Source organism: Ensifer sp. 38_S197 (genome assembly GCF_056924495.1).
In genome coordinates this window covers 676,356-701,327 of sequence record NZ_JBXOVZ010000001.1, presented here as the reverse complement: position 1 = coordinate 701,327, position 24,972 = coordinate 676,356, and the positions used below count along the sequence as shown (strand labels likewise).

Genomic DNA, 24,972 nt, shown 5'->3' with positions numbered 1-24,972 from the left:
CTAGACAACTGTACATCTTATACTCTTCCATAGCGTCGGCAAATGACAGGCTTGTGACATGGCAATGCGAAAAGTGGTGGAACGCCAGACCGGTGTCGCTCTCTGGCGGCAGATCGCCGACAGGATCCGCCTGGCCATCAGCAATGGCGACTATGACGCGACCGGCATGGTGCCGCCCGAAATGGCGCTCGCCGGAGAGTTCGGCGTCAATCGGCACACGGTCAGAAGCGCGCTGGCAGCCCTTGCCGAAGAGGGGCTGGTGCGGGCCGTCCAGGGACGCGGCACGATGATCGAGCGCAAGGAAAGGGTGAGCTATCCGATCTCGAAGCGCACGCGGTTCTCACAGGGCCTTGGCCAACAGGTAAAGGAGATCGGAGCCAGACTGATTGCGCATGCCGAAGTGCCGGCAACCGGCGAAGTGGCGACAGCACTTGGCATCAGGCCCGGTGATCCGGTGGTCGAACTCAGGACCGTCAGCAGCGGTGATGGCCGCCCGCTCTCGGTGGCGTCGAGCTACTATCCGGCGCATCGGTTTCCCCGCATGGCCGAGGAGTTCGAGCGCTTGCACTCCGTCACCAAGGCCTTCGCCGCCCATGGCCTGGATGACTATGTGCGCGCCTCGACCGAGATCGTCGCCCGCCATGCCGACGCCGAGGAACTCTCGATGCTGAAGCTTTCGCCGGGCGCGATCGTGCTTGAGGCGCAATCGCTTAACGCCGATCTCGACGGCATACCGGTGGAGTTCTCCCGCAGCCGCTTTGCGGCAGACCGGATGAAGCTGCGGATCGAGACATAGGATAGCGCCGCCAACTGCCCACGGCGAAGACGCCATACCCAGCGTCAAGCGTTCGATCGAAGAAATAAGGCGGATAGGTCGCATTTCCGACGTGTTTTTGCCGCATCACCGATACTTGCATCAGGATCCACGCATTGGGAATTCTCGCAGGGGAGAATGGAAATGGCGACGTGGCGACCCGATCCCTCCTTCTATCCATCACCGCGCATGGCGGCCAAGGCTCCAAAGGAAACGCTTGCCTATGTGGCGGCGTTCGACCCAGAGCGAACAAGGCCGGATGCGATTGCAGTCGTTGACGTCGATCCGGCGTCTTCAAGCTATTCGCAGATCGTCGGAAAGGTTGAGATGCCGAATGTCGGCGACGAACTGCACCATTTCGGCTGGAATGCCTGCTCCTCGTGCCTGTGCCCCAATGCGCCGCATCCGCATGTCGAGCGGCGGTATCTGGTGGTGCCGGGTTTGCGATCCTCGCGTCTGCACATCATCGACACCAAGCCGGATCCGCGCAATCCGACGATCGTCCGGGTGATCGAGCCTTCGGAGATCGCCGAGAAGGCGAATTATTCGCGGTTGCACACGACCCACTGCGGACCCGAGGGGATTTACGTCAATGCGCTCGCCGATCGCGACGGCAAGGCGCCCGGCGGCATCTTCCTGCTCGACCATCGGAGCTTCGACGTCCTCGGGCAATGGGAAATGGATCGAGGTCCGCAGAAGCTCGCCTATGATTTCTGGTGGCACCTCGGCCATGACACTATGATCACCAGCGAATGGGGCACGCCGGATACGTTCGAGAACGGGCTGGTTCCGGAGGTGCTGCTCGGCTCAAAATATGGCCGCCGCTTACATTTCTGGGACCTGCACAAGCGCAAGCACCTGCAGGAGATCGATTTCGGCGAGGAGCACCAGCTCGTCTTCGAACTGCGCCCGGCCCATGATCCGACCAAGGCCTATGGCTTCGTTGGCTGCGTCATCAGCCTCAAGGACCTCTCGGCCTCGATTTGGACCTGGTATCGTGACGGCGACCGATGGGCCGTGAAGAAAGTGATCGAGACTCCGGCAGAACCGGCAGATCCGGATCTGTTGCCGCCGGTGCTGAAAGGTTTCAGCGCGGTCGCGCCGCTCGTCACCGACATCGATCTCTCGATGGACGACCGTTTCCTTTACGTCTCCTGCTGGGGCACCGGCGACATGATCCAATACGACGTTTCCGACCCCTTGGCGCCGAAGGAAACGGGCCGGGTGCGGATCGGCGGCATCGTTTCGCGTGCCTCCCATCCGAAGGCGAAGAACGGAGCGCTGAACGGCGGGCCACAGATGGTGGAGATTAGCCGCGACGGCAAGCGGGTCTATTTCACCAATTCGCTCTATGGCGCCATCGATCCGCAATTCTACCCTGATGGTATCGACGGATGGATGGTCAAACTCGATGTCGCCGACGGTGGCGGCATCGCCTTCGACGAGAACTTTTTCGTCGACTGGCCGAAAGGCCACCGCCCGCATCAGGTTCGCCTCGAAGGCGGCGACTGCTCGTCCGATTCCTATTGTTATCCATAGGGAGGGGGCGACCATGCGGTCCTCTCAGGGCGAATGACGACCGTCTGGCCATGGCTTTCGATTATCGGTCTCGGCGCCTTTCACGGCATCAATCCGGCGATGGGCTGGCTCTTTGCGGTCGCGCTAGGGCTTCACCGCCAGAGCCGCCGGATCGTGTGGTTGTCGCTTGCTCCGATCGCTGTCGGTCATGCCGTCTCCGCTGCGCTCACGCTGGCGGTGGTCGTCACGTTCGGCGCGGTGTTGGAGCCGCATCATTTCAGGCTCGTCGCGGCACTGCTCATTCTCAGCGTCGCCGGGTACGGCGCGCTTTACGGACACCGCCACCGGGTAAGGGTCGGCATGCGTGCCGGCATGGCCGGACTTGGCTTCTGGTCCTTCCTGATGGCGACGAGCCACGGGGCGGGCCTGATGCTGGTTCCGGCGGTACTCAGCCTCTGCGTGGCGGATCGAGCCGGAGACCTTGCTGTCGCAGGCTCGCTGCCGGTCGCGCTTGCCGCTGTTGCCGTTCATGGCGCGGCAATGCTGGCCGTCGTCGCGGCGATGGCGATTGCCGTCTTCGAATGGCTTGGCCTGGCAGCACTTCGCTCGGCCTGGATCAATTTTGACCGCCTCTGGACGGTGGCGCTGAGCGCGACCGGTATTGTGCTTCTCGTCCAGTGAGCCTGTGCTTATGACCGCCGATCGCGGCGGGATGCGCCTAACCTTGGGCCTTCACATAGCTGATGTAACCGCGCACGTCGGTGGCCGGTTCGGTGTAGGCATTACCGAGCGTCTTCTCCATGTTGCCGACGTAGGTCTTCGCCCAGTCCGGAAGCGCGTAGTCGATTGCCGCCAGGAACTCGAGGGTGGCTGCGAGCCGGATGTCGGCGATCGACGGCTTGGATCCGCCGATGAAGGGCTTGTCGCCGATATAGAACGCCCGAAAGACGTCGAGCGGTTCGGCAAGCGCCTCTACGGCTGCCCATCGCGCCTTCTCCTTCGTCTCCGCATCGGCATCGCTGCAACCGACTTCGCCCGCATAGAGCGGGAAGTTCAGGGCCGGGTAGGTGGCCCGCGCTAGATAGGGATAGAAGGTGCCGATAAGGTAGAACATAGCGCTATCGATCATGGCGCGGGCCTCGGGATCCTTGGGATAGAAGTCGTCGAGCCCGTGCTTGTTGCAAAGATACTGCATGATCGCGCAGCTCTCCCACAGGGCACCCTTGGGCAGTTCCGCAGTCTCCATCATCGGTGTCAGATGCGACGGAGCCTTCGCCAGATATTCGGCCGTCCGAGTCTGGCCAAAGACGTCCTGCTCGCTGAAATCGAGTTTGGCGGCCCGTAGGAAGACGCGCGCCGTCATGTTGTTGACGCTGGGCTTGATCACGTTGAGCTTGATTGCAGACATGTCACTCCTCCCTTTGGTCGCGATACCGCAATTGCTGCCTTGCCGGCCGGTTGCGCGCGTTGGACGATAGGCGATGAGCGCGACGGAACTTATCGCGACCGATACGGGTCCTTCGGCTGCCGGTCGGACGACAGTGTCGGTCGGGCGCGCGCGGTCAGTGCCTCGATCGCATCGGCCAAGTGCACCTCGGCGATATTGTAGTCGCCGCGTGCGACCCTGACCCTGTGTGCCTCCATCAGCACCTCGGCATGGCTGTGGCCCGGCGGCGGCTCGAAGCGATAGGAGGCGAGTTCGATCAGAAGCCCCAAAGGATCCTCGAAGTAGATCGAGTCCATGAAGCCGCGATCCTTGACGCCACTATGCTGGATGTTTCGCTCGTCGAGTCGCTCCACCGCCTGGTTGAACGTCGCGCGTGAGACGGCGAAGGCGATGTGGTGCACGCAGCCGATATCCGTCGGTGTTCGCTCGGGGGCGGGCTTGCGGTTCTCGTCGGTGAAGATGGTGATCAGGCGGCCATCGCCCGGGTCGAAATAGAGATGGCTTTCGCTTGCCCGGTCGAGGTTCGGCTGCTCGAAAATAAAGGGCATGCCGAGAAGCCCCTCCCAGAAATCGATCGACGTCTGTCGGTCGGCGCCGACGAGCGTGATGTGATGAACCCCTTGCGATTGCAGCTTTCGCATCGAAGGCCTCCCAGATGAAGCGGAGGACTCAGGACAAAATGGGATCCGGTTCCATCCTTTCCGCTCAAGTCAATTGTCGTCCGTCGCGGTAAGAAGGCAAGCGCCAATGCAGGGGGAAGCTGCGAGGAGGGCGTCGGCAAGTATCGCTATCTCAGCTACTTTCTTCCGGGTTGCTGCGTGTGTATTGTGCAATCAGTGAGTGTGTCGGCAACATCCCCGGCGGCCTGACGGCTGGGAACGATCAGGGAGTTGAGGCGTGGAGTTTCTCCGGGGAGTCGGTATTGTCTGCCTGTTGTTTCTTTTGCTTCCGGCGGCGGCGCGTGCGGACGGCCATGCCTTCGCCGGACAATGGCGACAACTGACGTCGACGGCCGGTCGTTGCGATCGGTGCCACATCGGTATTGTGCGACACGGCGACCTGCTGACTGTCACGAGCAACACTGGCTGGCAAGCCGTCGTGAATGTCGAGAATTTCGCGGACCTAGAGCTTGCCGCGGGTACGGGGCAATGGAACGCTACTGTCTCCAGCGCTGCCTATAGCGGCAAGCATTTCGCTATCCAGTTCGTTCGGCGTGGCCGGGAACTGCAGATGTTCATGGTGGTTCCGCAGGCAACAGGCAGGCCAGTTTCGATTCGCGCAACCTTCGAAAGAGGACTTCCCGCTACGAACGGGCGCCATGAGGCGGCGCCCACCGAGATGCAGCGAATTTAGGTGCCAATGTTGCGATCCGATCTGACAAAGGTGCTTGCCCCGACACTCGTGTTTTGATTTTCCGCGCGAACCTCCCTATCTTCCGGTTGCAATATCCGGAGGGGTAGACGGAGGACAAATGCCGATCGTGCAGCGGCCGAAACGCAGGCAGCGTCTGTTGATCCTGCTGGTCACCGGTATGGGCGGCATGGCTGCGGCTGCGGTCTCCTTTGCGACGGCGGTCTATGATGCGGCGCACCCGAGACCCACTGTAAGCGCCACCAAGGGTGAGGCAATCGATACCGGAAGGTGGCTGGTGACGATCAACAACGCCGCCATGGCTTCCGTGCCGCCGACCGGCACCAAGCCATTCGAGCCGAAACGGTTCCTGATGGTGGATCTCGAACTCGACAATCGCTCTATCGCCACCAGCAATGCCTTTATGAACCTGATTACGATCAAGGACGAGCGAGCCTTGGTGTCACTGAAGCCGGTCTATTATCTCGCCAGGGATAAATGGATCGCCAGCGCGATCAACCCGAACATGCCGGAAAAGCTGATCGCGGTATGGGAATGGCCGGCGGATCGGCCGGAACCGGACAAGCTTTCGCTGTCCATCGGTAAGCAAATCTACAAGCCGCGTGACAATCTCTACGGCGCGCCCAATTGGTTCGATGACGGCGAGGCTGCCTTGGTTGAGTTGGCAGTCACGCAAGTTGCGGGATCGACGGAGCAATGATGTCGGCTCTCCGTACGCTGCTGCTCTGTGCGTTGAGCATCGCAACACTCGACGCAGTGCGAAACAGCACGCCCGGCTACGGCGAAATCACTGCGCCGATTGCCATTCATGGCGCCGTCGGCGAACGGGTCGAAAGCCAGGACTTCGCCTTCGGCGCAGCCAATGTGCATCTGGCACGTCAGGTCATGGTCGAGAGCATCGGCCGCGTCCAGGAATACTCCACATCCGGTGTCTGGCTCATCATCGAAGGCGCGGCCGTCGCCAAGACCGAAACGATGACGCTGACTTCTGCGGAGTGGCTGGCAGGCAATGGATTGCGCTACGGGCTCAGTCAGCGGCTTTCGACCGCGCCCGGCTATCTGCCGACGGAGAGGCTCGAGCCGGGTCTGCCGAAGCCGGTGCTTCTCGCCTTCGAACTTCCCGAAGGGGCTGTCGGCAAAGGCACGCTGCTCGTTGCCCGCAGCCTCGCGATGCCACTTGCGGAGGAGCTTTGGATAGCGCTCGGCGACAAACAGCCAACGGATATAAAGCCATCTGTCACGATTGCGCGCAGCAGCAGCGGCGCCCCCTGGATGCTTGCCGCGCGCTGAGGAGGGAACGGTATGAGCGAGAAACGCACGTTCTGGGTCTGCCTGCTGGCGCTGGTCGTCATGCTGCCGCTCGCCTTCGTTGTCCGTGCATGGGAGAGCCTGCGAGAGAGCCATTGGCTCGCCGCCAACAGGACTGAAATCGTTGTCGAGGATGATGCGGCGCGGGACTTTGCCGGCGGCACGTGGAGGCTCCTGGACATGAAACGCCTGCCTGGCGCCAATGACGCGCGTGTCATTCTTGCCGAATTCGAGGCGTCGCCGAACGATCCGGCCGTTCTGTCCCAAGGTGCCTGCCGCGTTCGGCTGATCGACGACAAAGGCCGCCGCTTCGAGCCCGTCACCCTGACCGAGCCGATCGTCCGGAAGATGTACCCGGAGGCAGCCGAGCGCCCGCGCTGCGGTGTGCTCGCCTTTGCTGACACCAAGAACGGTGCCGTGGTCCGGATGGCCGAGAGCTTTATCGTTCCCGCCGAGGCACGGGATCTTACGCTCAGGATCGAATTTCCGGGCGCCAGCGACGAGACATTGATCTTCAAGTGGACGCGTAGCTGACGCGGCTCTGTTCCGCTTGCCGGGATAGGGCGTGCTCCAGCATGGCCGCCAGCAAGGTGATGCGCAGGGCATCGAGCACGATGCCGCCGTCGAGATCGCTGGGACTGCCGACAAATAGGCTGAGCGCATCGAAAACAAGCTGCCAACTGGCCAAATCGCCCATGCCAAGTGTTCGCGTCGCGGCGTACCAGATCCAGGCACCGAGCCAGGCGATGGCGCGGTAGGCGATGATGAAGGCAAGAAGCGTCGCAACGCCCGAACCGAGCGTCAGCTTCAGGCAAGTCCAGATCGGAGCGTAGCGGGAGCGGTAATCACTGACAAAGTGATCGAGAAAATCGGCGATCCATTTGCGAAAGGTCCGGGCGCGGCGAGGGCGGGGCGATCTCGGCTTCACAAGCGGTGCCGGGGTCGACAGCTCGTACCCGTTGATGATCGCAGCCATGACCAGCCAGATGATCGGTAGAAGCGCGTAGAAGAACAGGCCCTCGGCCTCAGTGTTCCAATCGGGTTTTCTCAGTTCCACCGGCACGAATGCCTCGGCGGCATGGGCGATGCCGGTAATCGAGAAGCCGTTCATGCTCAGAAGCTTGCCGGCGCCGAGCCAGATGATCACCTGGTCCTTCCAGACCGACAGGCCGTAAAGACCGATGAAGATCCAGCTCGCATCCGCCGCCACGACCAGCAGTCGCCAGAAGGGGGCGTCGCTGCGCTTGCTCGTCCGCTTTGCGCCCCAGCGCACCAGCCAGCAGAACGCGATCGAGATCAGGACGCCTCGCGATTTCAGGATGTCGAAGAAATCGGCTTTCTGGCCGAAGGCGACGGCGTTGAGCGCCAAACGCGAGTATTCGCGGACTGTATCGCCAAGGAAGCCCCAGGCGGCATAATAGGCAAAGAACGGCAGGATGGCGGCCGCGGTGACGGCGAGCAGTCTGCGATCAGCCTTCGGTACAGCGCTTGTGGCGCCGGCTGCAGCCGGCAGTTGGCGCAGCGCTTCGAGGGCCGGCAGGCCGGGGCGAAGCACCATGAACATCAACACGATGACGACGAGCTTCGCCAGTACGACGAATGAGAGCGTCACCATACCGCCGAGCGGATGCTGCATCCCGATCCACACCGCCGCACGCATCAGGAGATCATGTACGATGTAGCCGCAGGCCCCGATCAACAGGAGCTGCGGCCAGAATCGGCCAAGCAGGCGCCCCATGAGGGCAAAGGGTCCGAACACTTCGGCGATCGACGTCATCGACACAACATAGTTGCATCCACCGGCGACGACAACCGCGCGAGACAGCAGAGACCCTCCGCCTCCGTGTCAGATATTGCGGCGCTTGCCCTCGATCAGGTCGAGCACGGCGCGCGCGGCGTCGAGCACGTTGGTGCCCGGGCCGAAGACGGCCGAAACGCCGTTGTCCATCAGGTAGTCATAGTCCTGGCGCGGGATGACACCGCCGCAGATGATGATGACATCTTCGCCCCCGCGCTTCTTCAGGGCTTCCGCGAGTTGCGGCATTAGGGTCTTGTGGCCGGCCGCAAGCGAGGAGACGCCGATGACATTGACCTTGCTGGCAAGCGCCATGTCTGCGGCCTCTTCCGGCGTCTGGAACAGCGGGCCCGCAAGCACGTCGAAGCCGATGTCGCCGAAGGCAGATGCGATCACCTTGGCGCCGCGGTCATGCCCGTCCTGGCCGAGCTTGGCGACCATGATCTTCGGCTTGCGGCCGAGTTTTGCCGAAACCTCGTCGAGACGTCCGGAGAGAACGTCGAGTTCCGGCTCGCCCTCATAGGCCTTGCCGTAGATCTTGCTGACGACCTTGGGCGTTGCCGCGTGGTCGCCGAAAGCTCTGCGCATCGCGTCGGAGATCTCGCCGACGGTCGCGCGCGCCCGAGCCGCCTCGACAGCGGCGGCAAGCAGATTGCCTTCGCCGGTACCTGCCACCTCGGAAAGGGCGCCTAGAGTCTCCTCGACCTTGATGCTGTCGCGTCGCCGCTTCGTCTCCTCGATGCGGCGGATCTGCGCGGCCCGCACGGCGCTGTTGTCGATTTCCAGGATGTCGATCGGCTCCTCGTTGTCGAGCCGGTACTTGTTGACGCCGACGATGATCTCCTCGCCCTTGTCGACGGCGGCCTGGCGACGGGTCGCCGCTTCTTCGATCAGCCGCTTCGGCAGGCCCGCATTGACGGCGCGGGTCATGCCGCCCATCGCCTCGACCTCTTCGATCAGTAACCAGGCTTTCTCTGCGAGCTCGTTGGTCAGGCTTTCGACGTAATAGGAGCCGGCGAGCGGATCGACAACCTTGGTGACACCGGTCTCGTGCTGCAGGATTAGCTGCGTGTTGCGGGCGATGCGGGCGGAAAACTCCGTCGGCAGCGCGATCGCCTCGTCGAAGGAGTTGGTGTGAAGCGATTGCGTCCCGCCGAGGGCCGCCGACATCGCCTCGAAGGCCGTGCGGATGATGTTGTTGTAGGGATCCTGCTCCTGCAGCGAGACGCCGGAGGTCTGGCAGTGGGTGCGCAGCATCAGCGAGGACGGCTTCTTCGGTTCGAACTCCTTCATGATCCGTGTCCAGAGCAGACGCGCGGCCCGGAGCTTCGCCGCCTCCATGAAGAAATTCATGCCGATTGCGAAGAAAAAGGAGAGCCGGCCGGCGAAGTCGTCGACACTCAGACCCTTCGCCAGCGCCGCGCGCACATATTCACGTCCGTCCGCGAGCGTGAAGGCGAGCTCTTGCACCAGTGTCGCGCCGGCCTCCTGCATGTGGTAGCCGGAAATCGAGATCGAGTTGAACTTCGGCATCTCCTTGGCCGTGTACTCGATGATATCGGCGACGATGCGCATCGAGGGTTCGGGTGGGTAGATATAGGTATTGCGGACCATGAACTCCTTCAGGATGTCGTTCTGGATCGTGCCTGAAAGCTTGTCGCGCGAAACGCCCTGTTCTTCGCCGGCGACGATGAAGGAGGCGAGGATCGGGATGACCGCGCCGTTCATGGTCATCGACACCGACATTTCGTCGAGTGGGATTCCGTCGAACAGGATCTTCATGTCCTCGACCGAATCGATCGCCACGCCCGCCTTGCCGACATCGCCCTCGACGCGCGGGTGATCGCTGTCGTAGCCGCGGTGGGTTGCTAGATCGAAGGCGACCGAAAGACCCTTCTGGCCGGCCGCGAGGTTCTTGCGGTAGAAGGCGTTCGAGGCCTCGGCCGTGGAGAAGCCCGCATATTGGCGGATAGTCCAGGGGCGCCCGGCATACATGGTGGCGCGCGGTCCGCGCACGAATGGCTCGAAGCCCGGCAGCGAATTCAGATGATCGATGCTGGCGAGGTCATCGGCCGTGTAGAGCGGCTTTACCGCAATGCCCTCTGGCGTCTGCCATGTGAGCCTTTCCGGCGCTGCCTTGAGTTCACGCTCGGCGAGCGCTTCCCAGTCCTTGATGGTCTTGTCGGTCATCGGATGTTCTCCTGGACGATGGCGTCGACGGCGGGCGCCATCATTCGAATTCCATGATCAGTTCGTCGACGGCGAGGCTGGCGCCGGCGGCGACCGCCACGCGCTTGACCACGGCCCGTTTTTCGGCGCGCAGGATGTTCTCCATCTTCATTGCCTCGACGACCGCGAGCGCCTGTCCGGCCTCGACGGTATCCCCCGCCTTGACCGAGACCGAGGTGATGACGCCGGGCATCGGGCAGAGCAGCATGCGCGAGGTGTCCGGCGGCAACTTCTTTGGCATCAGCCGCGCGAGTTCCGCAACGCGCGGGCTCCTGACATGCGTAACGACATCAATGCCGCGCCAGCGGAGCCGGAGGGCGGTTCCGACCAGATCGACTTTGACGCTCATAGGCTCATTGTCGATGTTGAAGGTGGCAAGCGTACGACCGGGCGTCCAGTCGCCGGCGATGGTCACCGACGTGCCATCGGCGAAGCTTACATAGGATCCGTCGGCGGATGCGCCGGCAGTCACGGCGAGATCGCGATCGGCGAGGCTCACCACCCAATCATGGCCGACGACGCGGCGATGATTGCCGATCGTGCCGGAGATCTGGCTGGCGCGTTCCTGCAGCACCTGGTTGATCGAGACGGCGACGGCAGCAAGCTTGCGCAGCGACTGCTCGTCGGCCGTAACGCCATGAAAGCCTTCGGCAAATTCCTCGGCGATATAGGCGGTCGTCAGCCGACCGTCGCGGAAACGCTGCTGCTGCATGACAGCCGCAAGGAACGGCAGGTTATGACCGATGCCTTCCACCTCGAACTGGTCGAGCGCGTCGGCCATTGCCTCGACCGCCATAGGCCGGTCCGGTGCCCAGGTGCAGAGCTTGGCGATCATCGGATCGTAGAACATCGAGATCTCGCCGCCCTCGAAGACGCCGGTGTCGTTGCGCGTCACCGTGCCATTGTCGCGCGTGCCCTCGAACGGGGGGCGGTAACGCGTCAGCCGGCCGATCGACGGCAAGAAGTTTCGATAGGGGTCTTCGGCATAGAGTCGGCTTTCGATCGCCCATCCGTCGAGCTTCACTTCGTCCTGGCCGAAAGCGAGCTTTTCGCCGGCGGCGACACGGATCATCTGCTCGACGAGATCGAGCCCGGTGATGAGTTCGGTCACCGGATGCTCGACCTGCAGGCGGGTGTTCATCTCCAGGAAGTAGAAGTTGCGCTTGCCGTCAACGATGAATTCCACGGTGCCGGCCGAGTGGTAGCCGACGGCCCTGGCAAGCGCGACAGCCTGTTCGCCCATGGCCTTGCGGGTCTCTGCATCGAGGAAGGGCGAGGGGGCCTCCTCGATGACTTTCTGGTTGCGCCGCTGGATCGAGCACTCGCGCTCGCCGAGGTAGAGCGTGTTGCCGTGCTTGTCGCCGAGCACCTGGATCTCGATATGGCGCGGCTCGGTCACGAACTTTTCAACGAAGATGCGGTCGTCGCCGAATGCGTTCTTTGCCTCGTTCTTCGAGGACTGGAAGCCTTCACGCGCTTCCTGGTCGTTCCAGGCGATGCGCATGCCCTTGCCGCCGCCGCCGGCGGATGCCTTGATCATCACGGGATAGCCGATCGACGCGGCGATCCTAACGGCCTCGTCGGCATCCTCGATGAGGCCCATATGGCCCGGAACCGTCGAGACGCCGGCTTCTGCCGCCAGCTTCTTGGACGTGATCTTGTCGCCCATTGCCTGGATCGCGCCAACCGGCGGACCAATGAAGGCGACCCCTTCCTTTTCCAGGGCTTCGGCAAAGCTGGCGTTTTCGGATAGAAAACCGTAGCCAGGATGGACGGCATCGGCGCCGGTCTTGCGGATCGCGTCGATGATCTTGTCGATGACGATATAGGACTGAGCCGAGGGTGAGGGGCCGATATGCACGGCCTCATCGGCCATGCGCACATGCATCGCGTCGCGGTCGGCGTCGGAGTAGACCGCGACCGTCGCAATGCCGAGCTTCTTCGCGCTCTTGATGACGCGGCAGGCGATTTCACCACGGTTGGCGATGAGGATTTTCTTGAACATTTGTTTCTCTTTCAAAGCCTTCATGGCGCGTCAGCGTTTGAATTTGCGGCGATAGGGCAAAAGCGCGATCGACGATGCCGCGGCAGCACCTCCGAAAAGCAAAGCGAAGGGCACGACGACCATGAGGGTCGCGAGAACCGGGCTAGTGGAGCGGGCGATATGCGTACCGACGGCGCCGATGTTGAGCCAGATCAGCACGCCGGCCGTCAGCGCCCCGATCGCCACGCCGATCAGCGCGTTGACGCTCAGGTAACGCAGCATCTGCCAATGGTCGCGCCGGGCCTCTTCCGGCGTCATGACGCGCTCCGGCTCCCGTTCCATCGTTGCCTCCATCAGAGCGGGATCGTATCGTGCTTACGCCAACGAACATCGACCTGCTTGTTGCGCAGCGATGCGAAGGCGCGGGCGATGCGGCGGCGCGACGAATGAGGCATGATCACCTCGTCGATGAAACCGCGCTCGGCCGCCACGAACGGGTTGGCGAAGCGCTCTTCATATTCCTTCGTTCGCGCGGCGATCTTCTCGGCGTCGCCGAGTTCCGAACGGTAGAGGATCTCGGTCGCGCCTTTGGCACCCATGACGGCGATCTCGGCGGTTGGCCAGGCATAGTTGACATCGGCGCCGATATGTTTCGAGGCCATAACGTCATAGGCGCCGCCATAGGCCTTGCGGGTGATCAGCGTCACCATCGGTACGGTTGCCTGGCTGTAGGCGAAGAGCAGCTTGGCGCCGTGCTTGATCACGCCGCCATATTCCTGGCTCGTGCCGGGCAGGAAGCCGGGCACGTCGACGAGCGTCAGGATCGGGATCGAAAAGGCATCGCAAAAGCGCACGAAGCGGGCGGCCTTGCGTGAACTGTCGATATCGAGGCAGCCGGCGAGCACCATCGGCTGGTTGGCGACGACGCCGACCGTCTGGCCTTCCATGCGGATGAAGCCGGTGATGATGTTCTTGGCGAAGCTCTGCTGCAGTTCGAAGAAATCACCCTCGTCGGCAAGAGCCAGGATCAGTTCCTTCATGTCGTAAGGCTTGCTGGCGCTATCGGGGATCAGGCTGTCGAGACGCATTTCGAGCCGCGACGGATCGTCATGGAAGGGACGGACCGGCGGCTTCTCGCGATTGTTGAGCGGCAGGAAGTCGAAGAGCAGCCTGGTCGCTTCCAGTGCCTCGATGTCGTTCTCATAGGCGCCATCGGCGACCGAAGACTTTGAGGTGTGCGTCCGTGCGCCACCAAGTTCCTCCGCCGTGACGATCTCGTTCGTCACCGTCTTCACGACATCGGGACCGGTCACGAACATGTAGGACGAGTCACGGACCATGAAGATAAAGTCGGTCATGGCGGGCGAATAAACCGCGCCGCCGGCACAGGGGCCCATGATCACCGAAATCTGCGGAATGACGCCGGAGGCTTCGGCATTGCGGCGAAAGACCTCGGCATAACCGGCAAGCGAGGCAACGCCTTCCTGGATTCGGGCGCCGCCTGAATCATTGAGGCCGATGACCGGCGCGCCGTTTCTGACCGCCATATCCATGATCTTGCAGATCTTCTGCGCATGGGTTTCGGAGAGCGAACCGCCGAGCACGGTGAAATCCTGGGAGAAGACATAGACCTGACGGCCGTTGATCGTGCCCCAGCCGGTGACGACGCCATCGCCGGCGACTTTTTGGCTCTCCATGCCGAAATCGACGCAGCGGTGCGTGACATACATGTCGTATTCTTCGAAGGAGCCCTCATCGAGCAGCACTTCGATGCGTTCACGTGCCGTCAGCTTGCCTTTGCCATGCTGGGCGTCGATCCGCCGCTGGCCGCCCCCGGCTCTCGCTTCGGCCCTGCGGGCTTCGACCTGTTCTAGTATGGCGCGCATGGTGCCCTCCCGATTTTTTCACTGCCCGGCTTTTTTCAATGATTGTGCAGAGGCGCTTCGAGCTTCGCAATAGCGTCGAAGGTCGGATGGAAAAACGTCCCTTCATGTGCAAATGTGAAATAGAGAAATTTGTAAAACGTAAATTGCAAAGTTGCGAACATGGCGATCGGCAAGCTCTATATTGGCCGCAAGGTCAGGGAACTGCGGGAAGCGAAAAAGGCGACGCAAGGTCAGTTCGCCGAGCGCATCGGCATCTCCACCAGTTATCTCAACCAGATCGAAAACAACCAGCGGCCGGTCTCGGCTGCCGTGCTTCTGGCACTGGCCGAAAAGTTCCAGATCGATATTGCCGAGCTTTCGACCGGCGAGGGCGATCGCCTGCTCTCGGCGCTCTCGGAGGCTCTCAGCGATCCCTTGTTCGAGACCTATTCGGCAAGCCTGCAGGAGCTGAAGCTCGTCGCGCAGAACGCGCCGGGGCTGGCGCATGCACTGATCACCTGTCACCAGGCCTATCGCCGCAACAGCGAACAGCTTGCAAGCATCGACGACACGATCGGCCGCGGCGGGCCCTTCGTCGAAACGACGCCCTATGAGGAAGTGCGCGACTTCTTCCATTTCGTCGACAATTACATTCACGAGATCGACATGCTTGCGGAGCGGCTTGCCGGGGAACTCGGACTCGGTGAGGGTGACAATCACGCCGCACTTGCAAGCTATCTGGAGCAGCGGCACGGCGTCCGGGTCGTCCGCGGCGCCGCCGGCGACGAGGCGATCCGTCGCTTCGATCCGCGTGCCCGGCTTCTCACCCTCAACCCCTATGCGCCGGCGGCAACCCGTGATTTCCAGATCGCCTTGCAGATCGCTCAGCTTCATGCCCGCGAGGAGATTGACCGGGTGGCCGGCAGCGCCGGCTTTCGCACCGAAGAGGCCTATGAGATCTGTCGCATCGGCCTGCAGAACTACTTCGCCGGCGCCCTGATCCTGCCCTATCAGGCCTTCTCAAAGGCCGCCCGTGACTTGAGGCACGACATCGAGCTGCTCGCCGCCCGTTTTGGCGCGTCGCTGGAACAGGTCTGCCACCGCCTCTCGACCCTGCAGCGGCCGGGACAGAAGGGTATTCCGATCTTCTTTGCCCGCATCGACCGGGCCGGCAACATCACCAAGCGCCACAGTGCCGCGAAGCTGCAATTTGCCCGTTTCGGTGCTGCCTGTCCGCTCTGGAACGTGCACCAGGCGTTCGAGACGCCCGGCCGGATCATCCGGCAACTGGCCGAGACGCCTGACGGCGTTCGCTATCTTTGTCTCGCCACCCAGATCACCAAGGGGGGCGGCGGTTTCCGCGCCGCGCAGCCGCGCTATGCGCTGGCGCTCGGCTGCGAGATTTCTTACGCCGACGCCTTCGTCTATGCCGACGATATGGATCTCGGTAACCGCGCCGCTTTCGATCCGATTGGCATTTCCTGTCGCATCTGCGAGCGGACGAAATGCGCGAGCCGCGCCGTACCGCCTTTGAAGCGTCGACTGATCGTGGATCATGACTTACGCGGCGCTCTGCCGTATCGTCTAAGCGAGAGTTGATTTGGGCGTCTGTTCATTTTTGAACATAACCTGTGAGAAGTTGCATCTGTGCCGGTACGAAGTTTGGTGTAACTAGGCCCCCACGCCTACCGTGCCGCACGTCTCGTGAGACGCGCAAAGGTCGCAGTAGGAATCTGAGTTGCTGCAGGACTAAAAGAAACCTGCAGTAGGTATGCGGTCAGGGAGGACATGCATATGGATTTTCGCTTGTCGGAGGAGCAGGAGGCCATTCGTCAGATGGCGCTCGATTTCGCCCGCGACGAACTCGCCCCTCACGCAATCGACTGGGACCAGCAGAAGCACTTTCCGGTCGACACGCTGCGCGGTGCCGCGGCCCTCGGTATGGCCGGCATTTATGTCCGTGACGATGTCGGCGGCACGGGGCTGACGCGGCTCGATGCCGCGATCATCATAGAGGCGCTTGCAACCGGCTGCCCGGCGGTCGCCTCCTTCGTCTCGATCCACAACATGTGCGCCGGCATGATCGACCGCTACGGCACGCACGAGCAGCGCCAGCGGCTGCTGCCGAAGCTTTTGACGATGGAAGTGCTTGCAAGCTACTGCCTGACCGAGCCCGGCTCGGGCTCGGATGCGGCAGCGCTGAAGACCAAGGCGGTGAAGGACGGCGACAGCTATGTGCTGACCGGCCAGAAGCAGTTCATCTCCGGGGCTGGTGAAGCCGGCCTCTACGTGATCATGGCCAGAACCGGCGAGGATGGCCCCAAGGGCATTTCCACCTTCGTCGTCGAGAAGGATGCCCCTGGCCTGACGTTCGGCGCCAACGAGAAGAAGATGGGCTGGCACGTCCAGCCCACCCGCGCCGTTATGCTCGATGGCGTCCGCGTGCCGGCGGAAAACCGTCTGGGTGCGGAAGGCGATGGCTTCAAGATCGCGATGGGTGGGCTCGATGGCGGCCGTCTCAACATCGCCGCCGCGTCCCTCGGCGGCGCCCAGTCCGCCTTCGAGAAAGCGCTGGCTTACGTTCAGGAGCGCCGCGCCTTCGGCAAGGCGATCGGCGAATTCCAGGCGCTGCAGTTCCGTCTGGCCGACATGGCAACCGATCTCGAAATCGCCCGGACCTTCCTGTGGCGTGCCGCTTCGGCGCTGGATGCGGGCGATGCGGAAGCGACGAAACTTTGCGCCATGGCCAAACGCTTCGTCACCGACCGGTGCTTCGCTGTCGCAAACGACGCCCTGCAGCTTCACGGCGGCTACGGCTATCTCGCCGACTATGGCGTCGAGAAAATTGTCAGAGATCTCCGGGTGCACCAGATCCTCGAAGGTACCAACGAGATCATGCGCCTCATTGTTGCGCGTTCGCTCATCGGCCGGAAGTAGGCCGGAAACAGAAAGGACCGTTCATGGACATGCAGGCGCCAGAAGTCATCGTCGAGCGGCAGGGAGCGATCGGCAGGATCCGGCTTAATCGAACGCGGGCGCTGAACAGTCTCAACGTGCCGATGATCCGGCTGATCGCGGCGGCCCTGACCGAATTCGAAAACGACCCGGCTGTTGCGGCGGTGCTCGTGACCGGCGAGGGCGAGCGCGGGCTTTGCGCCGGCGGCGACATTCGCATGATCTATGAGAGCGGCCGCGAGCGGCCGGCGGAAGGTGCGCAGTTCTGGCGCGAGGAATTCATCGTCAACAGCCGCATCTCAGGCTACCGCAAGCCGTATATCGCGATCATGGATGGTATCGTCATGGGCGGCGGTGTCGGGATTTCCGCGCATGGCAGCCACCGCATCGTCACTGAACGCACGCGGCTGGCGATGCCGGAGACCGGGATCGGCTATTTCCCAGACGTCGGCGCGACCTGGCTGCTGCCGAAAGCCCCCGGGGAATTCGGCACCTATCTCGGGTTAACCGGCCGGGATATCGTCGCTGCGGATGCCGTCCATGCCCGGCTTGCTGACAGCTTCGTTACCTCGCAAAAGCTGGAGGCACTCGTCACGGCTCTTGCGAGGCTGCCGGCGACGGCAGGCAGCGCTGATGTTGATGCGGTGATTGCAAGGCATTCGTCTGAAGCTCCGCCCACGCCGCTTCAGCACCAATTTGCACTGATCGATCGCTGCTTCGCCTTCGATACGGTGGAGGAAATCCTGGCGGCGCTTGCGGCGGACGGCTCCGATTTCGCAAAGGAAACGCTGGCGCTGCTCAATTCCCGTTCGGCGCTGAGCATGAAGCTGACACTCGACCTCTTGCGGGCCGGTCGTCGCAGTACGTCACTGAACGAATGCCTCGAACGGGAGTATTCTGCGACGCTCGGCATGCTTTCCAACGACGACTTCTATGAAGGCGTGCGTGCCGCGGTGATCGACAAGGACCGCAGTCCAAAATGGAATGTGGCGCTGGCCGACGTCACGCCTGAGATGCTCTCGCGTTTCACCAGAAAGGACCACCCGCCGCTGTTCTAGCGCCTGAGGATGGGGTGCATGTCGGCTTGGCCGAGTTTCAATGCAGGAGGAGTAACATGACGAAGATCGCCTTTATCGGGCTCGGCAACATGGGCGGACCGATGGCCGCCAATCTGGTGAAGGCGGGCCACGCGGTCAGCGGCTTCGACCTGTCGGAAGCCTCGCGCAATGCGGCGGCAAAGACCGGGGTCTCCGTCGCCGGCTCGATCGCCCATGCGGTGCGCCGCGCCGAGTGCGTGATCACCATGCTGCCCGCCGGCACCCATGTACTCTATGTCTGGGATGAACTGCTCGGTTTCGTCGATCCGGGCACGCTCCTGATCGACAGTTCGACGATCGATGTCGACAGCGCCCGCAAGGCGCATGCCCTTGCGGAAAAGATCGGTTGCCCGTCTCTCGATGCGCCGGTTTCCGGCGGAACCGGTGGTGCTGCGGCCGGCACGCTCACCTTCATGGTTGGCGGCAGCGACGACGCCTTTGCCCGCGGCAAGCCGCTGCTCGAGGCCATGGGCAAGAAGATCGTCCATTGCGGCGGGGTTGGCGCCGGCCAAGCGGCAAAGATCTGCAACAACATGATCCTCGGCATATCCATGGCCGGGGTTTGCGAAGCCTTTGTGCTGGCGGAACGGCTGGGCCTGTCGCACCAGGCGCTGTTCGACGTCGCCTCGACTTCGTCCGGCCAATGCTGGTCGCTGACGACCTATTGCCCGGTGCCGGGTCCGGTCCCGACCTCACCCGCCAATAACGACTACAAGCCGGGCTTTGCCGCGAGCCTGATGCTGAAGGATCTGAAGCTTTCGCAGCAAGCTGCAAGTGCCAGCGGTGCGACGACGCCGATGGGCGCGCAGGCCGCGCAGCTCTATTCGATGTTCGAGACGCTCGGTCATGGTGGCGAGGACTTTTCCGCCTTGATCCGGCTGCTGCGCGGCAGCGATGAGGCAAAGGCCGGCTAATCCGCCCACACCGATGGATTTTCGCCCGCCCAAACGGCCGAAAATCGGCTGTTCATGCCTGTGAATAGAAATTCGATTTTATTTTCAATCGGTTGCAAGAATTCTATCGAGGTCGTGAAAATGTCTGTTGACGTGTTGGAGGTGTGGGGTCTATAAGCCCGATCACTGACGAGGGCGGCGGCGCTGCTGGCGACGACGACCTTCGCTCTAGAGTTTCCTTGGTTGGCTGAGGCTGATTTTGGGGTCTGAGGCGAGAGTTTCGGGCTTGTTGGAAACGGTTTGACGGATGGTGAGTTCGTCGGTTTTTTGACAATTGAATATAGAGAAAGAGAAACGTGGGCGGCGGAGCTCGCGGAACCTTGAGAGATTGAGGTTCTGGAAAGAGACTTTGGCGGTCACGTTTTAACAAGAGACAACACCAGTTTTCTCGATGACGGTCTTCGGATTGTTGTTGATTGAAGATGGGTGTGAGTTCTCGTCGATTCAGAACGTGACGTAAGCCAATGATTGAATTCTCAACTTGAGAGTTTGATCCTGGCTCAGGATGAACGCTGGCGGCGTGCCTAATACATGCAAGTCGAGCGAACTGATTAGAAGCTTGCTTCTATGACGTTAGCGGCGGACGGGTGAGTAACACGTGGGCAACCTGCCTGTAAGACTGGGATAACTTCGGGAAACCGAAGCTAATACCGGATAGGATCTTCTCCTTCATGGGAGATGATTGAAAGATGGTTTCGGCTATCACTTACAGATGGGCCCGCGGTGCATTAGCTAGTTGGTGAGGTAACGGCTCACCAAGGCAACGATGCATAGCCGACCTGAGAGGGTGATCGGCCACACTGGGACTGAGACACGGCCCAGACTCCTACGGGAGGCAGCAGTAGGGAATCTTCCGCAATGGACGAAAGTCTGACGGAGCAACGCCGCGTGAGTGATGAAGGCTTTCGGGTCGTAAAACTCTGTTGTTAGGGAAGAACAAGTACGAGAGTAACTGCTCGTACCTTGACGGTACCTAACCAGAAAGCCACGGCTAACTACGTGCCAGCAGCCGCGGTAATACGTAGGTGGCAAGCGTTATCCGGAATTATTGGGCGTAAAGCGCGCGCAGGCGGTTTCTTAAGTCTGATGTGAAAGCCCACGGCTCAACCGTGGAGGGTCATTGGAAACTGGGGAACTTGAGTGCAGAAGAGAAAAGCGGAATTCCACGTGTAGCGGTGAAATGCGTAGAGATGTGGAGGAACACCAGTGGCGAAGGCGGCTTTTTGGTCTGTAACTGACGCTGAGGCGCGAAAGCGTGGGGAGCAAACAGGATTAGATACCCTGGTAGTCCACGCCGTAAACGATGAGTGCTAAGTGTTAGAGGGTTTCCGCCCTTTAGTGCTGCAGCTAACGCATTAAGCACTCCGCCTGGGGAGTACGGTCGCAAGACTGAAACTCAAAGGAATTGACGGGGGCCCGCACAAGCGGTGGAGCATGTGGTTTAATTCGAAGCAACGCGAAGAACCTTACCAGGTCTTGACATCCTCTGACAACTCTAGAGATAGAGCGTTCCCCTTCGGGGGACAGAGTGACAGGTGGTGCATGGTTGTCGTCAGCTCGTGTCGTGAGATGTTGGGTTAAGTCCCGCAACGAGCGCAACCCTTGATCTTAGTTGCCAGCATTTAGTTGGGCACTCTAAGGTGACTGCCGGTGACAAACCGGAGGAAGGTGGGGATGACGTCAAATCATCATGCCCCTTATGACCTGGGCTACACACGTGCTACAATGGATGGTACAAAGGGCTGCAAGACCGCGAGGTCAAGCCAATCCCATAAAACCATTCTCAGTTCGGATTGTAGGCTGCAACTCGCCTACATGAAGCTGGAATCGCTAGTAATCGCGGATCAGCATGCCGCGGTGAATACGTTCCCGGGCCTTGTACACACCGCCCGTCACACCACGAGAGTTTGTAACACCCGAAGTCGGTGGAGTAACCGTAAGGAGCTAGCCGCCTAAGGTGGGACAGATGATTGGGGTGAAGTCGTAACAAGGTAGCCGTATCGGAAGGTGCGGCTGGATCACCTCCTTTCTAAGGATTTTTACATGACGTACGTTTTGACACTTTGTTCAGTTTTGAGAGTTCAATCTCTCAATTATAGAAAGCATACTACTTTCTTCTTATTAGATAAGAAGAATTTTGGTTGCGATTGTTCTTTGAAAACTAGATAACAGTAATTGCTGAGGAAAAGTGAAACTTTTCTTTAATCAAACCAATAAATAACACAACTTTATGTTGTACCATTTATTCGCTAATGGTTAAGTTAGAAAGGGCGCACGGTGAATGCCTTGGCACTAGGAGCCGATGAAGGACGGGACTAACACCGATATGCTTCGGGGAGCTGTAAGTGAGCTTTGATCCGGAGATTTCCGAATGGGGAAACCCACTGTTCGTAATGGAACAGTATCTTTATCTGAATACATAGGATATTGAAGGCAGACCCGGGGAACTGAAACATCTAAGTACCCGGAGGAAGAGAAAGCAAATGCGATTTCCTGAGTAGCGGCGAGCGAAACGGAATTAGCCCAAACCAAGAGGCTTGCCTCTTGGGGTTGTAGGACACTCTATACGGAGTTACAAAGGAACGAAGTAAATGAAGCGACCTGGAAAGGTCCGTCGAAGAAGGTAACAACCCTGTAGTTGAAACTTCGTTCCCTCTTGAGTGGATCCTGAGTACGGCGGAACACGTGAAATTCCGTCGGAAGCTGGGAGGACCATCTCCCAAGGCTAAATACTACCTAGTGACCGATAGTGAACCAGTACCGTGAGGGAAAGGTGAAAAGCACCCCGGAAGGGGAGTGAAAGAGATCCTGAAACCGTGTGCCTACAAGTAGTCAGAGCCCGTTAACGGGTGATGGCGTGCCTTTTGTAGAATGAACCGGCGAGTTACGATCCCATGCAAGGTTAAGCTGATAAGGCGGAGCCGTAGCGAAAGCGAGTCTGAATAGGGCGTTTAGTATGTGGTTGTAGACCCGAAACCAGGTGATCTACCCATGTCCAGGGTGAAGTTCAGGTAACACTGAATGGAGGCCCGAACCCACGCACGTTGAAAAGTGCGGGGATGAGGTGTGGGTAGCGGAGAAATTCCAATCGAACCTGGAGATAGCTGGTTCTCTCCGAAATAGCTTTAGGGCTAGCCTCATGTTGTGAGAGTCTTGGAGGTAGAGCACTGATTGGACTAGGGGCCCCCAACGGGTTACCGAATTCAGTCAAACTCCGAATGCCAAAGACTTATCCATGGGAGTCAGACTGCGAGTGATAAGATCCGTAGTCAAAAGGGAAACAGCCCAGACCACCAGCTAAGGTCCCCAAGTATACGTTAAGTGGAAAAGGATGTGGAGTTGCTTAGACAACCAGGATGTTGGCTTAGAAGCAGCCACCATTTAAAGAGTGCGTAATAGCTCACTGGTCGAGTGACTCTGCGCCGAAAATGTACCGGGGCTAAACGTATCACCGAAGCTGTGGATTGACATCTTTGATGTCAGTGGTAGGAGAGCGTTCTAAGTGCTGTGAAGTCAGACCGTAAGGACTGGTGGAGCGCTTAGAAGTGAGAATGCCGGTATGAGTAGCGAAAGACAAGTGAGAATCTTGTCCACCGAATGCCTAAGGTTTCCTGAGGAAGGCTCGTCCGCTCAGGGTTAGTCGGGACCTAAGCCGAGGCTGAAAAGCGTAGGCGATGGCCAACAGGTTGATATTCCTGTACCACCTCCCCGCCGTTTGAGTAATGGGGGGACGCAGTAGGATAGGGTAAGCGCGCTGCTGGATATGCGCGTTCAAGCAGTTAGGCTGATGAGTAGGCAAATCCGCTCATCATAAAGGCTGAGCTGTGATGACGAGGGAATTATAGTACCGAAGTTCCTGATTCCACACTGCCAAGAAAAGCCTCTAGCGAGGCGGGAGGTGCCCGTACCGCAAACCGACACAGGTAGGCGAGGAGAGAATCCTAAGGTGATCGAGAGAACTCTCGTTAAGGAACTCGGCAAAATGACCCCGTAACTTCGGGAGAAGGGGTGCTCTGGTAGGGTGTATAGCCCGAGAGAGCCGCAGTGAATAGGCCCAGGCGACTGTTTAGCAAAAACACAGGTCTCTGCGAAGCCGCAAGGCGAAGTATAGGGGCTGACGCCTGCCCGGTGCTGGAAGGTTAAGAGGAGGGGTTATCCTTTGGGAGAAGCTCTGAATCGAAGCCCCAGTAAACGGCGGCCGTAACTATAACGGTCCTAAGGTAGCGAAATTCCTTGTCGGGTAAGTTCCGACCCGCACGAAAGGCGTAACGATCTGGGCACTGTCTCAACGAGAGACTCGGTGAAATTATAGTACCTGTGAAGATGCAGGTTACCCGCGACAGGACGGAAAGACCCCGTGGAGCTTTACTGTAGCCTGATATTGAATTTTGGTACAGCTTGTACAGGATAGGTAGGAGCCTGAGAAGCCGGAGCGCTAGCTTCGGTGGAGGCGTCGGTGGGATACTACCCTGGCTGTATTGAAATTCTAACCCGCGGCCCTGATCGGGCCGGGAGACAGTGTCAGGTGGGCAGTTTGACTGGGGCGGTCGCCTCCTAAAATGTAACGGAGGCGCCCAAAGGTTCCCTCAGAATGGTTGGAAATCATTCGTAGAGTGTAAAGGCACAAGGGAGCTTGACTGCGAGACCTACAAGTCGAGCAGGGACGAAAGTCGGGCTTAGTGATCCGGTGGTTCCGCATGGAAGGGCCATCGCTCAACGGATAAAAGCTACCCCGGGGATAACAGGCTTATCTCCCCCAAGAGTCCACATCGACGGGGAGGTTTGGCACCTCGATGTCGGCTCATCGCATCCTGGGGCTGTAGTCGGTCCCAAGGGTTGGGCTGTTCGCCCATTAAAGCGGTACGCGAGCTGGGTTCAGAACGTCGTGAGACAGTTCGGTCCCTATCCGTCGTGGGCGTAGGAAATTTGAGAGGAGCTGTCCTTAGTACGAGAGGACCGGGATGGACACACCGCTGGTGTACCAGTTGTCTTGCCAAAGGCATCGCTGGGTAGCTATATATGGAATGGATAACCGCTGAAGGCATCTAAGCGGGAAACCAACCTGAAAACGAGTATTCCCTTGAGAACCGTGGAAGACGACCACGTTGATAGGCTGGGTGTGGAAGTGCGGCAACGCATGAAGCTTACCAGTACTAATCGTTCGATCGGCTTGATCGTTCCCATTGCTTGTGTTCATCAAACAAGTTTGATGATGCTATAGACGTCCTCACGCTGTCGGCCTTCGGCCTTCGCTGCGGACGGCGCGCCAGACGACTGGCGGCTCGGCTTTGCCGGCTGCTGGAGTTGTCCGGATAAGACGCAAAGACGTGTTCAAAACAAATGAAGTGAAAACTTCAACCAGCTTCTCATTCCGGTTTGCCCGCAAGGCAAATCTTGCGCTTTGCCGACCTGGTGGTTCTGGCGGGGTGGCTGCACCCGTTCCCATTCCGAACACGGCCGTGAAACGCCCCAGCGCCGATGGTACTTCGTCTTAAGACGCGGGAGAGTAGGTCGCTGCCAGGTCTGCAAAACGCAAGATAAAAACCGGAAACGCCGCTCCCCTTCGAGGCAAAGCCGAGAAGGACAAGGCAGCGGCAAAACAAAGATCTCCTTCTCGACACTCACTTCGGCCCCGC

General features: G+C 60.1%; 18 protein-coding genes and 3 rRNA genes. 14 read left to right on the top strand and 7 right to left on the bottom strand.

Translation table 11 applies throughout. The annotated features are described in order from the left end of the window. Window positions 1-64: 64 nt before the first annotated feature. The 3 genes from phnF (at window position 65) to AC1Z3V_RS03130 (ending at window position 3,013) form a co-directional block, all read left to right on the top strand. The gene (gene phnF / locus AC1Z3V_RS03140; protein WP_483499526.1) at window positions 65-796 is read left to right on the top strand and encodes a phosphonate metabolism transcriptional regulator PhnF; all 732 of its coding nucleotides are present in this window, start codon (window positions 65-67) and stop codon (window positions 794-796) included. 162 nt (window positions 797-958) lie between these two features. Then, the gene (locus tag AC1Z3V_RS03135) at window positions 959-2,353 is read left to right on the top strand and encodes a selenium-binding family protein (protein ID WP_483497163.1); all 1,395 of its coding nucleotides are present in this window, start codon (window positions 959-961) and stop codon (window positions 2,351-2,353) included. 33 nt (window positions 2,354-2,386) lie between these two features. Continuing rightward, entirely contained in the window at window positions 2,387-3,013 is a 627-nt protein-coding gene (locus tag AC1Z3V_RS03130; protein WP_483497162.1) for a hypothetical protein, read from the top strand. A 37-nt stretch (window positions 3,014-3,050) separates the two neighbouring features. Here AC1Z3V_RS03130 and AC1Z3V_RS03125 read toward each other — a convergent pair whose 3' ends face one another. Together AC1Z3V_RS03125 and AC1Z3V_RS03120 are read right to left on the bottom strand one after the other, a co-directional pair. Further along, the gene (locus AC1Z3V_RS03125; protein ID WP_483497161.1) at window positions 3,051-3,740 is read right to left on the bottom strand and encodes a glutathione S-transferase family protein; all 690 of its coding nucleotides are present in this window, start codon (window positions 3,738-3,740) and stop codon (window positions 3,051-3,053) included. A gap of 89 nt (window positions 3,741-3,829) precedes the next feature. Beyond that, window positions 3,830-4,420, bottom strand: a complete 591-nt coding sequence (locus AC1Z3V_RS03120; protein WP_483497160.1) for a VOC family protein — start codon at window positions 4,418-4,420, stop codon at window positions 3,830-3,832. A 256-nt stretch (window positions 4,421-4,676) separates the two neighbouring features. Here AC1Z3V_RS03120 and AC1Z3V_RS03115 point away from each other — a divergent pair, with 256 nt between their 5' ends. From AC1Z3V_RS03115 to AC1Z3V_RS03100, 4 genes are all read left to right on the top strand, one after another. Beyond that, window positions 4,677-5,132 (top strand): hypothetical protein, encoded by a 456-nt coding sequence (locus AC1Z3V_RS03115; RefSeq protein ID WP_483497159.1) that lies wholly within the window; start codon window positions 4,677-4,679, stop codon window positions 5,130-5,132. 118 nt (window positions 5,133-5,250) lie between these two features. Next, window positions 5,251-5,850 carry a hypothetical protein gene (locus AC1Z3V_RS03110; protein WP_483497158.1) on the top strand — a complete coding sequence of 200 codons (600 nt, stop codon included), beginning with the start codon at window positions 5,251-5,253 and terminating at the stop codon, window positions 5,848-5,850. After that, window positions 5,850-6,440, top strand: coding sequence for a hypothetical protein (locus AC1Z3V_RS03105; RefSeq protein WP_483497157.1), 591 nt, complete (start codon window positions 5,850-5,852; stop codon window positions 6,438-6,440). The genes AC1Z3V_RS03110 and AC1Z3V_RS03105 overlap by 1 nt, the downstream gene beginning before the upstream one ends. A 12-nt stretch (window positions 6,441-6,452) precedes the next feature. After that, complete coding sequence (locus tag AC1Z3V_RS03100) at window positions 6,453-6,992, top strand: hypothetical protein (RefSeq protein ID WP_483497156.1); 540 nt, start codon at window positions 6,453-6,455, stop codon at window positions 6,990-6,992. Here AC1Z3V_RS03100 and AC1Z3V_RS03095 read toward each other — a convergent pair. The 5 genes from AC1Z3V_RS03095 to AC1Z3V_RS03075 form a co-directional block, all read right to left on the bottom strand. Continuing rightward, window positions 6,973-8,235: a hypothetical protein gene (locus tag AC1Z3V_RS03095; protein WP_483497155.1), complete on the bottom strand. Its 1,263-nt coding sequence runs from the start codon at window positions 8,233-8,235 to the stop codon at window positions 6,973-6,975. The genes AC1Z3V_RS03100 and AC1Z3V_RS03095 overlap by 20 nt on opposite strands. A 69-nt stretch (window positions 8,236-8,304) precedes the next feature. Beyond that, on the bottom strand, window positions 8,305-10,443 hold the full coding sequence (gene scpA, locus AC1Z3V_RS03090) for a methylmalonyl-CoA mutase (RefSeq protein WP_483497153.1): 2,139 nt from the start codon (window positions 10,441-10,443) through the stop codon (window positions 8,305-8,307). 40 nt (window positions 10,444-10,483) lie between these two features. Next, entirely contained in the window at window positions 10,484-12,487 is a 2,004-nt protein-coding gene (locus AC1Z3V_RS03085) for an acetyl-CoA carboxylase biotin carboxylase subunit (RefSeq protein ID WP_483497152.1), read from the bottom strand. Between the two features lie 30 nt (window positions 12,488-12,517). Beyond that, entirely contained in the window at window positions 12,518-12,808 is a 291-nt protein-coding gene (locus AC1Z3V_RS03080) for a hypothetical protein (RefSeq protein WP_483497151.1), read from the bottom strand. 11 nt (window positions 12,809-12,819) lie between these two features. Then, complete coding sequence (locus tag AC1Z3V_RS03075; protein WP_483497150.1) at window positions 12,820-14,352, bottom strand: acyl-CoA carboxylase subunit beta; 1,533 nt, start codon at window positions 14,350-14,352, stop codon at window positions 12,820-12,822. A gap of 159 nt (window positions 14,353-14,511) precedes the next feature. Here AC1Z3V_RS03075 and AC1Z3V_RS03070 point away from each other — a divergent pair, with 159 nt between their 5' ends. The 7 genes from AC1Z3V_RS03070 to rrf all read left to right on the top strand — a co-directional run bounded on the left by AC1Z3V_RS03070 (window position 14,512) and on the right by rrf (window position 24,859). Continuing rightward, complete coding sequence (locus AC1Z3V_RS03070; protein ID WP_483497149.1) at window positions 14,512-15,930, top strand: helix-turn-helix domain-containing protein; 1,419 nt, start codon at window positions 14,512-14,514, stop codon at window positions 15,928-15,930. A 195-nt stretch (window positions 15,931-16,125) separates the two neighbouring features. Next, entirely contained in the window at window positions 16,126-17,268 is a 1,143-nt protein-coding gene (locus AC1Z3V_RS03065; RefSeq protein ID WP_483497148.1) for an isobutyryl-CoA dehydrogenase, read from the top strand. A 23-nt stretch (window positions 17,269-17,291) separates the two neighbouring features. Continuing rightward, window positions 17,292-18,344, top strand: a complete 1,053-nt coding sequence (locus AC1Z3V_RS03060) for an enoyl-CoA hydratase/isomerase family protein (RefSeq protein ID WP_483497147.1) — start codon at window positions 17,292-17,294, stop codon at window positions 18,342-18,344. A 56-nt stretch (window positions 18,345-18,400) separates the two neighbouring features. Continuing rightward, the gene (gene mmsB, locus AC1Z3V_RS03055) at window positions 18,401-19,297 is read left to right on the top strand and encodes a 3-hydroxyisobutyrate dehydrogenase (protein ID WP_483497146.1); all 897 of its coding nucleotides are present in this window, start codon (window positions 18,401-18,403) and stop codon (window positions 19,295-19,297) included. Between the two features lie 516 nt (window positions 19,298-19,813). After that, a 16S ribosomal RNA gene (locus AC1Z3V_RS03050) occupies window positions 19,814-21,365 on the top strand. A gap of 225 nt (window positions 21,366-21,590) precedes the next feature. Next, window positions 21,591-24,514: ribosomal RNA gene (locus AC1Z3V_RS03045) — 23S ribosomal RNA — on the top strand. A 230-nt stretch (window positions 24,515-24,744) separates the two neighbouring features. Then, window positions 24,745-24,859 (top strand): 5S ribosomal RNA (rrf, locus tag AC1Z3V_RS03040). The 16S, 23S and 5S rRNA genes sit together here, the layout of an rRNA operon. Window positions 24,860-24,972 lie beyond the last annotated feature (113 nt).

Excerpts from the sequence above, each read along its gene's own strand:
- AC1Z3V_RS03085 (WP_483497152.1), bottom strand. The coding sequence starts at position 12,487 with ATGTTCAAGAAAATCCTCATCGCCAACCGTGGTGAAATCGCCTGCCGC.
- AC1Z3V_RS03105 (WP_483497157.1), top strand. The coding sequence starts at position 5,850 with ATGTCGGCTCTCCGTACGCTGCTGCTCTGTGCGTTGAGCATCGCAACA.
- AC1Z3V_RS03125 (WP_483497161.1), bottom strand. The coding sequence starts at position 3,740 with ATGTCTGCAATCAAGCTCAACGTGATCAAGCCCAGCGTCAACAACATG.
- AC1Z3V_RS03080 (WP_483497151.1), bottom strand. The coding sequence starts at position 12,808 with ATGGAACGGGAGCCGGAGCGCGTCATGACGCCGGAAGAGGCCCGGCGC.
- AC1Z3V_RS03095 (WP_483497155.1), bottom strand. The coding sequence starts at position 8,235 with ATGACGTCGATCGCCGAAGTGTTCGGACCCTTTGCCCTCATGGGGCGC.
- mmsB (WP_483497146.1), top strand. The coding sequence starts at position 18,401 with ATGACGAAGATCGCCTTTATCGGGCTCGGCAACATGGGCGGACCGATG.
- AC1Z3V_RS03075 (WP_483497150.1), bottom strand. The coding sequence starts at position 14,352 with ATGCGCGCCATACTAGAACAGGTCGAAGCCCGCAGGGCCGAAGCGAGA.
- AC1Z3V_RS03120 (WP_483497160.1), bottom strand. The coding sequence starts at position 4,420 with ATGCGAAAGCTGCAATCGCAAGGGGTTCATCACATCACGCTCGTCGGC.
- AC1Z3V_RS03100 (WP_483497156.1), top strand. The coding sequence starts at position 6,453 with ATGAGCGAGAAACGCACGTTCTGGGTCTGCCTGCTGGCGCTGGTCGTC.
- scpA (WP_483497153.1), bottom strand. The coding sequence starts at position 10,443 with ATGACCGACAAGACCATCAAGGACTGGGAAGCGCTCGCCGAGCGTGAA.
- AC1Z3V_RS03065 (WP_483497148.1), top strand. The coding sequence starts at position 16,126 with ATGGATTTTCGCTTGTCGGAGGAGCAGGAGGCCATTCGTCAGATGGCG.
- AC1Z3V_RS03060 (WP_483497147.1), top strand. The coding sequence starts at position 17,292 with ATGGACATGCAGGCGCCAGAAGTCATCGTCGAGCGGCAGGGAGCGATC.
- AC1Z3V_RS03110 (WP_483497158.1), top strand. The coding sequence starts at position 5,251 with ATGCCGATCGTGCAGCGGCCGAAACGCAGGCAGCGTCTGTTGATCCTG.
- AC1Z3V_RS03135 (WP_483497163.1), top strand. The coding sequence starts at position 959 with ATGGCGACGTGGCGACCCGATCCCTCCTTCTATCCATCACCGCGCATG.
- AC1Z3V_RS03070 (WP_483497149.1), top strand. The coding sequence starts at position 14,512 with ATGGCGATCGGCAAGCTCTATATTGGCCGCAAGGTCAGGGAACTGCGG.
- phnF (WP_483499526.1), top strand. The coding sequence starts at position 65 with ATGCGAAAAGTGGTGGAACGCCAGACCGGTGTCGCTCTCTGGCGGCAG.
- AC1Z3V_RS03130 (WP_483497162.1), top strand. The coding sequence starts at position 2,387 with ATGACGACCGTCTGGCCATGGCTTTCGATTATCGGTCTCGGCGCCTTT.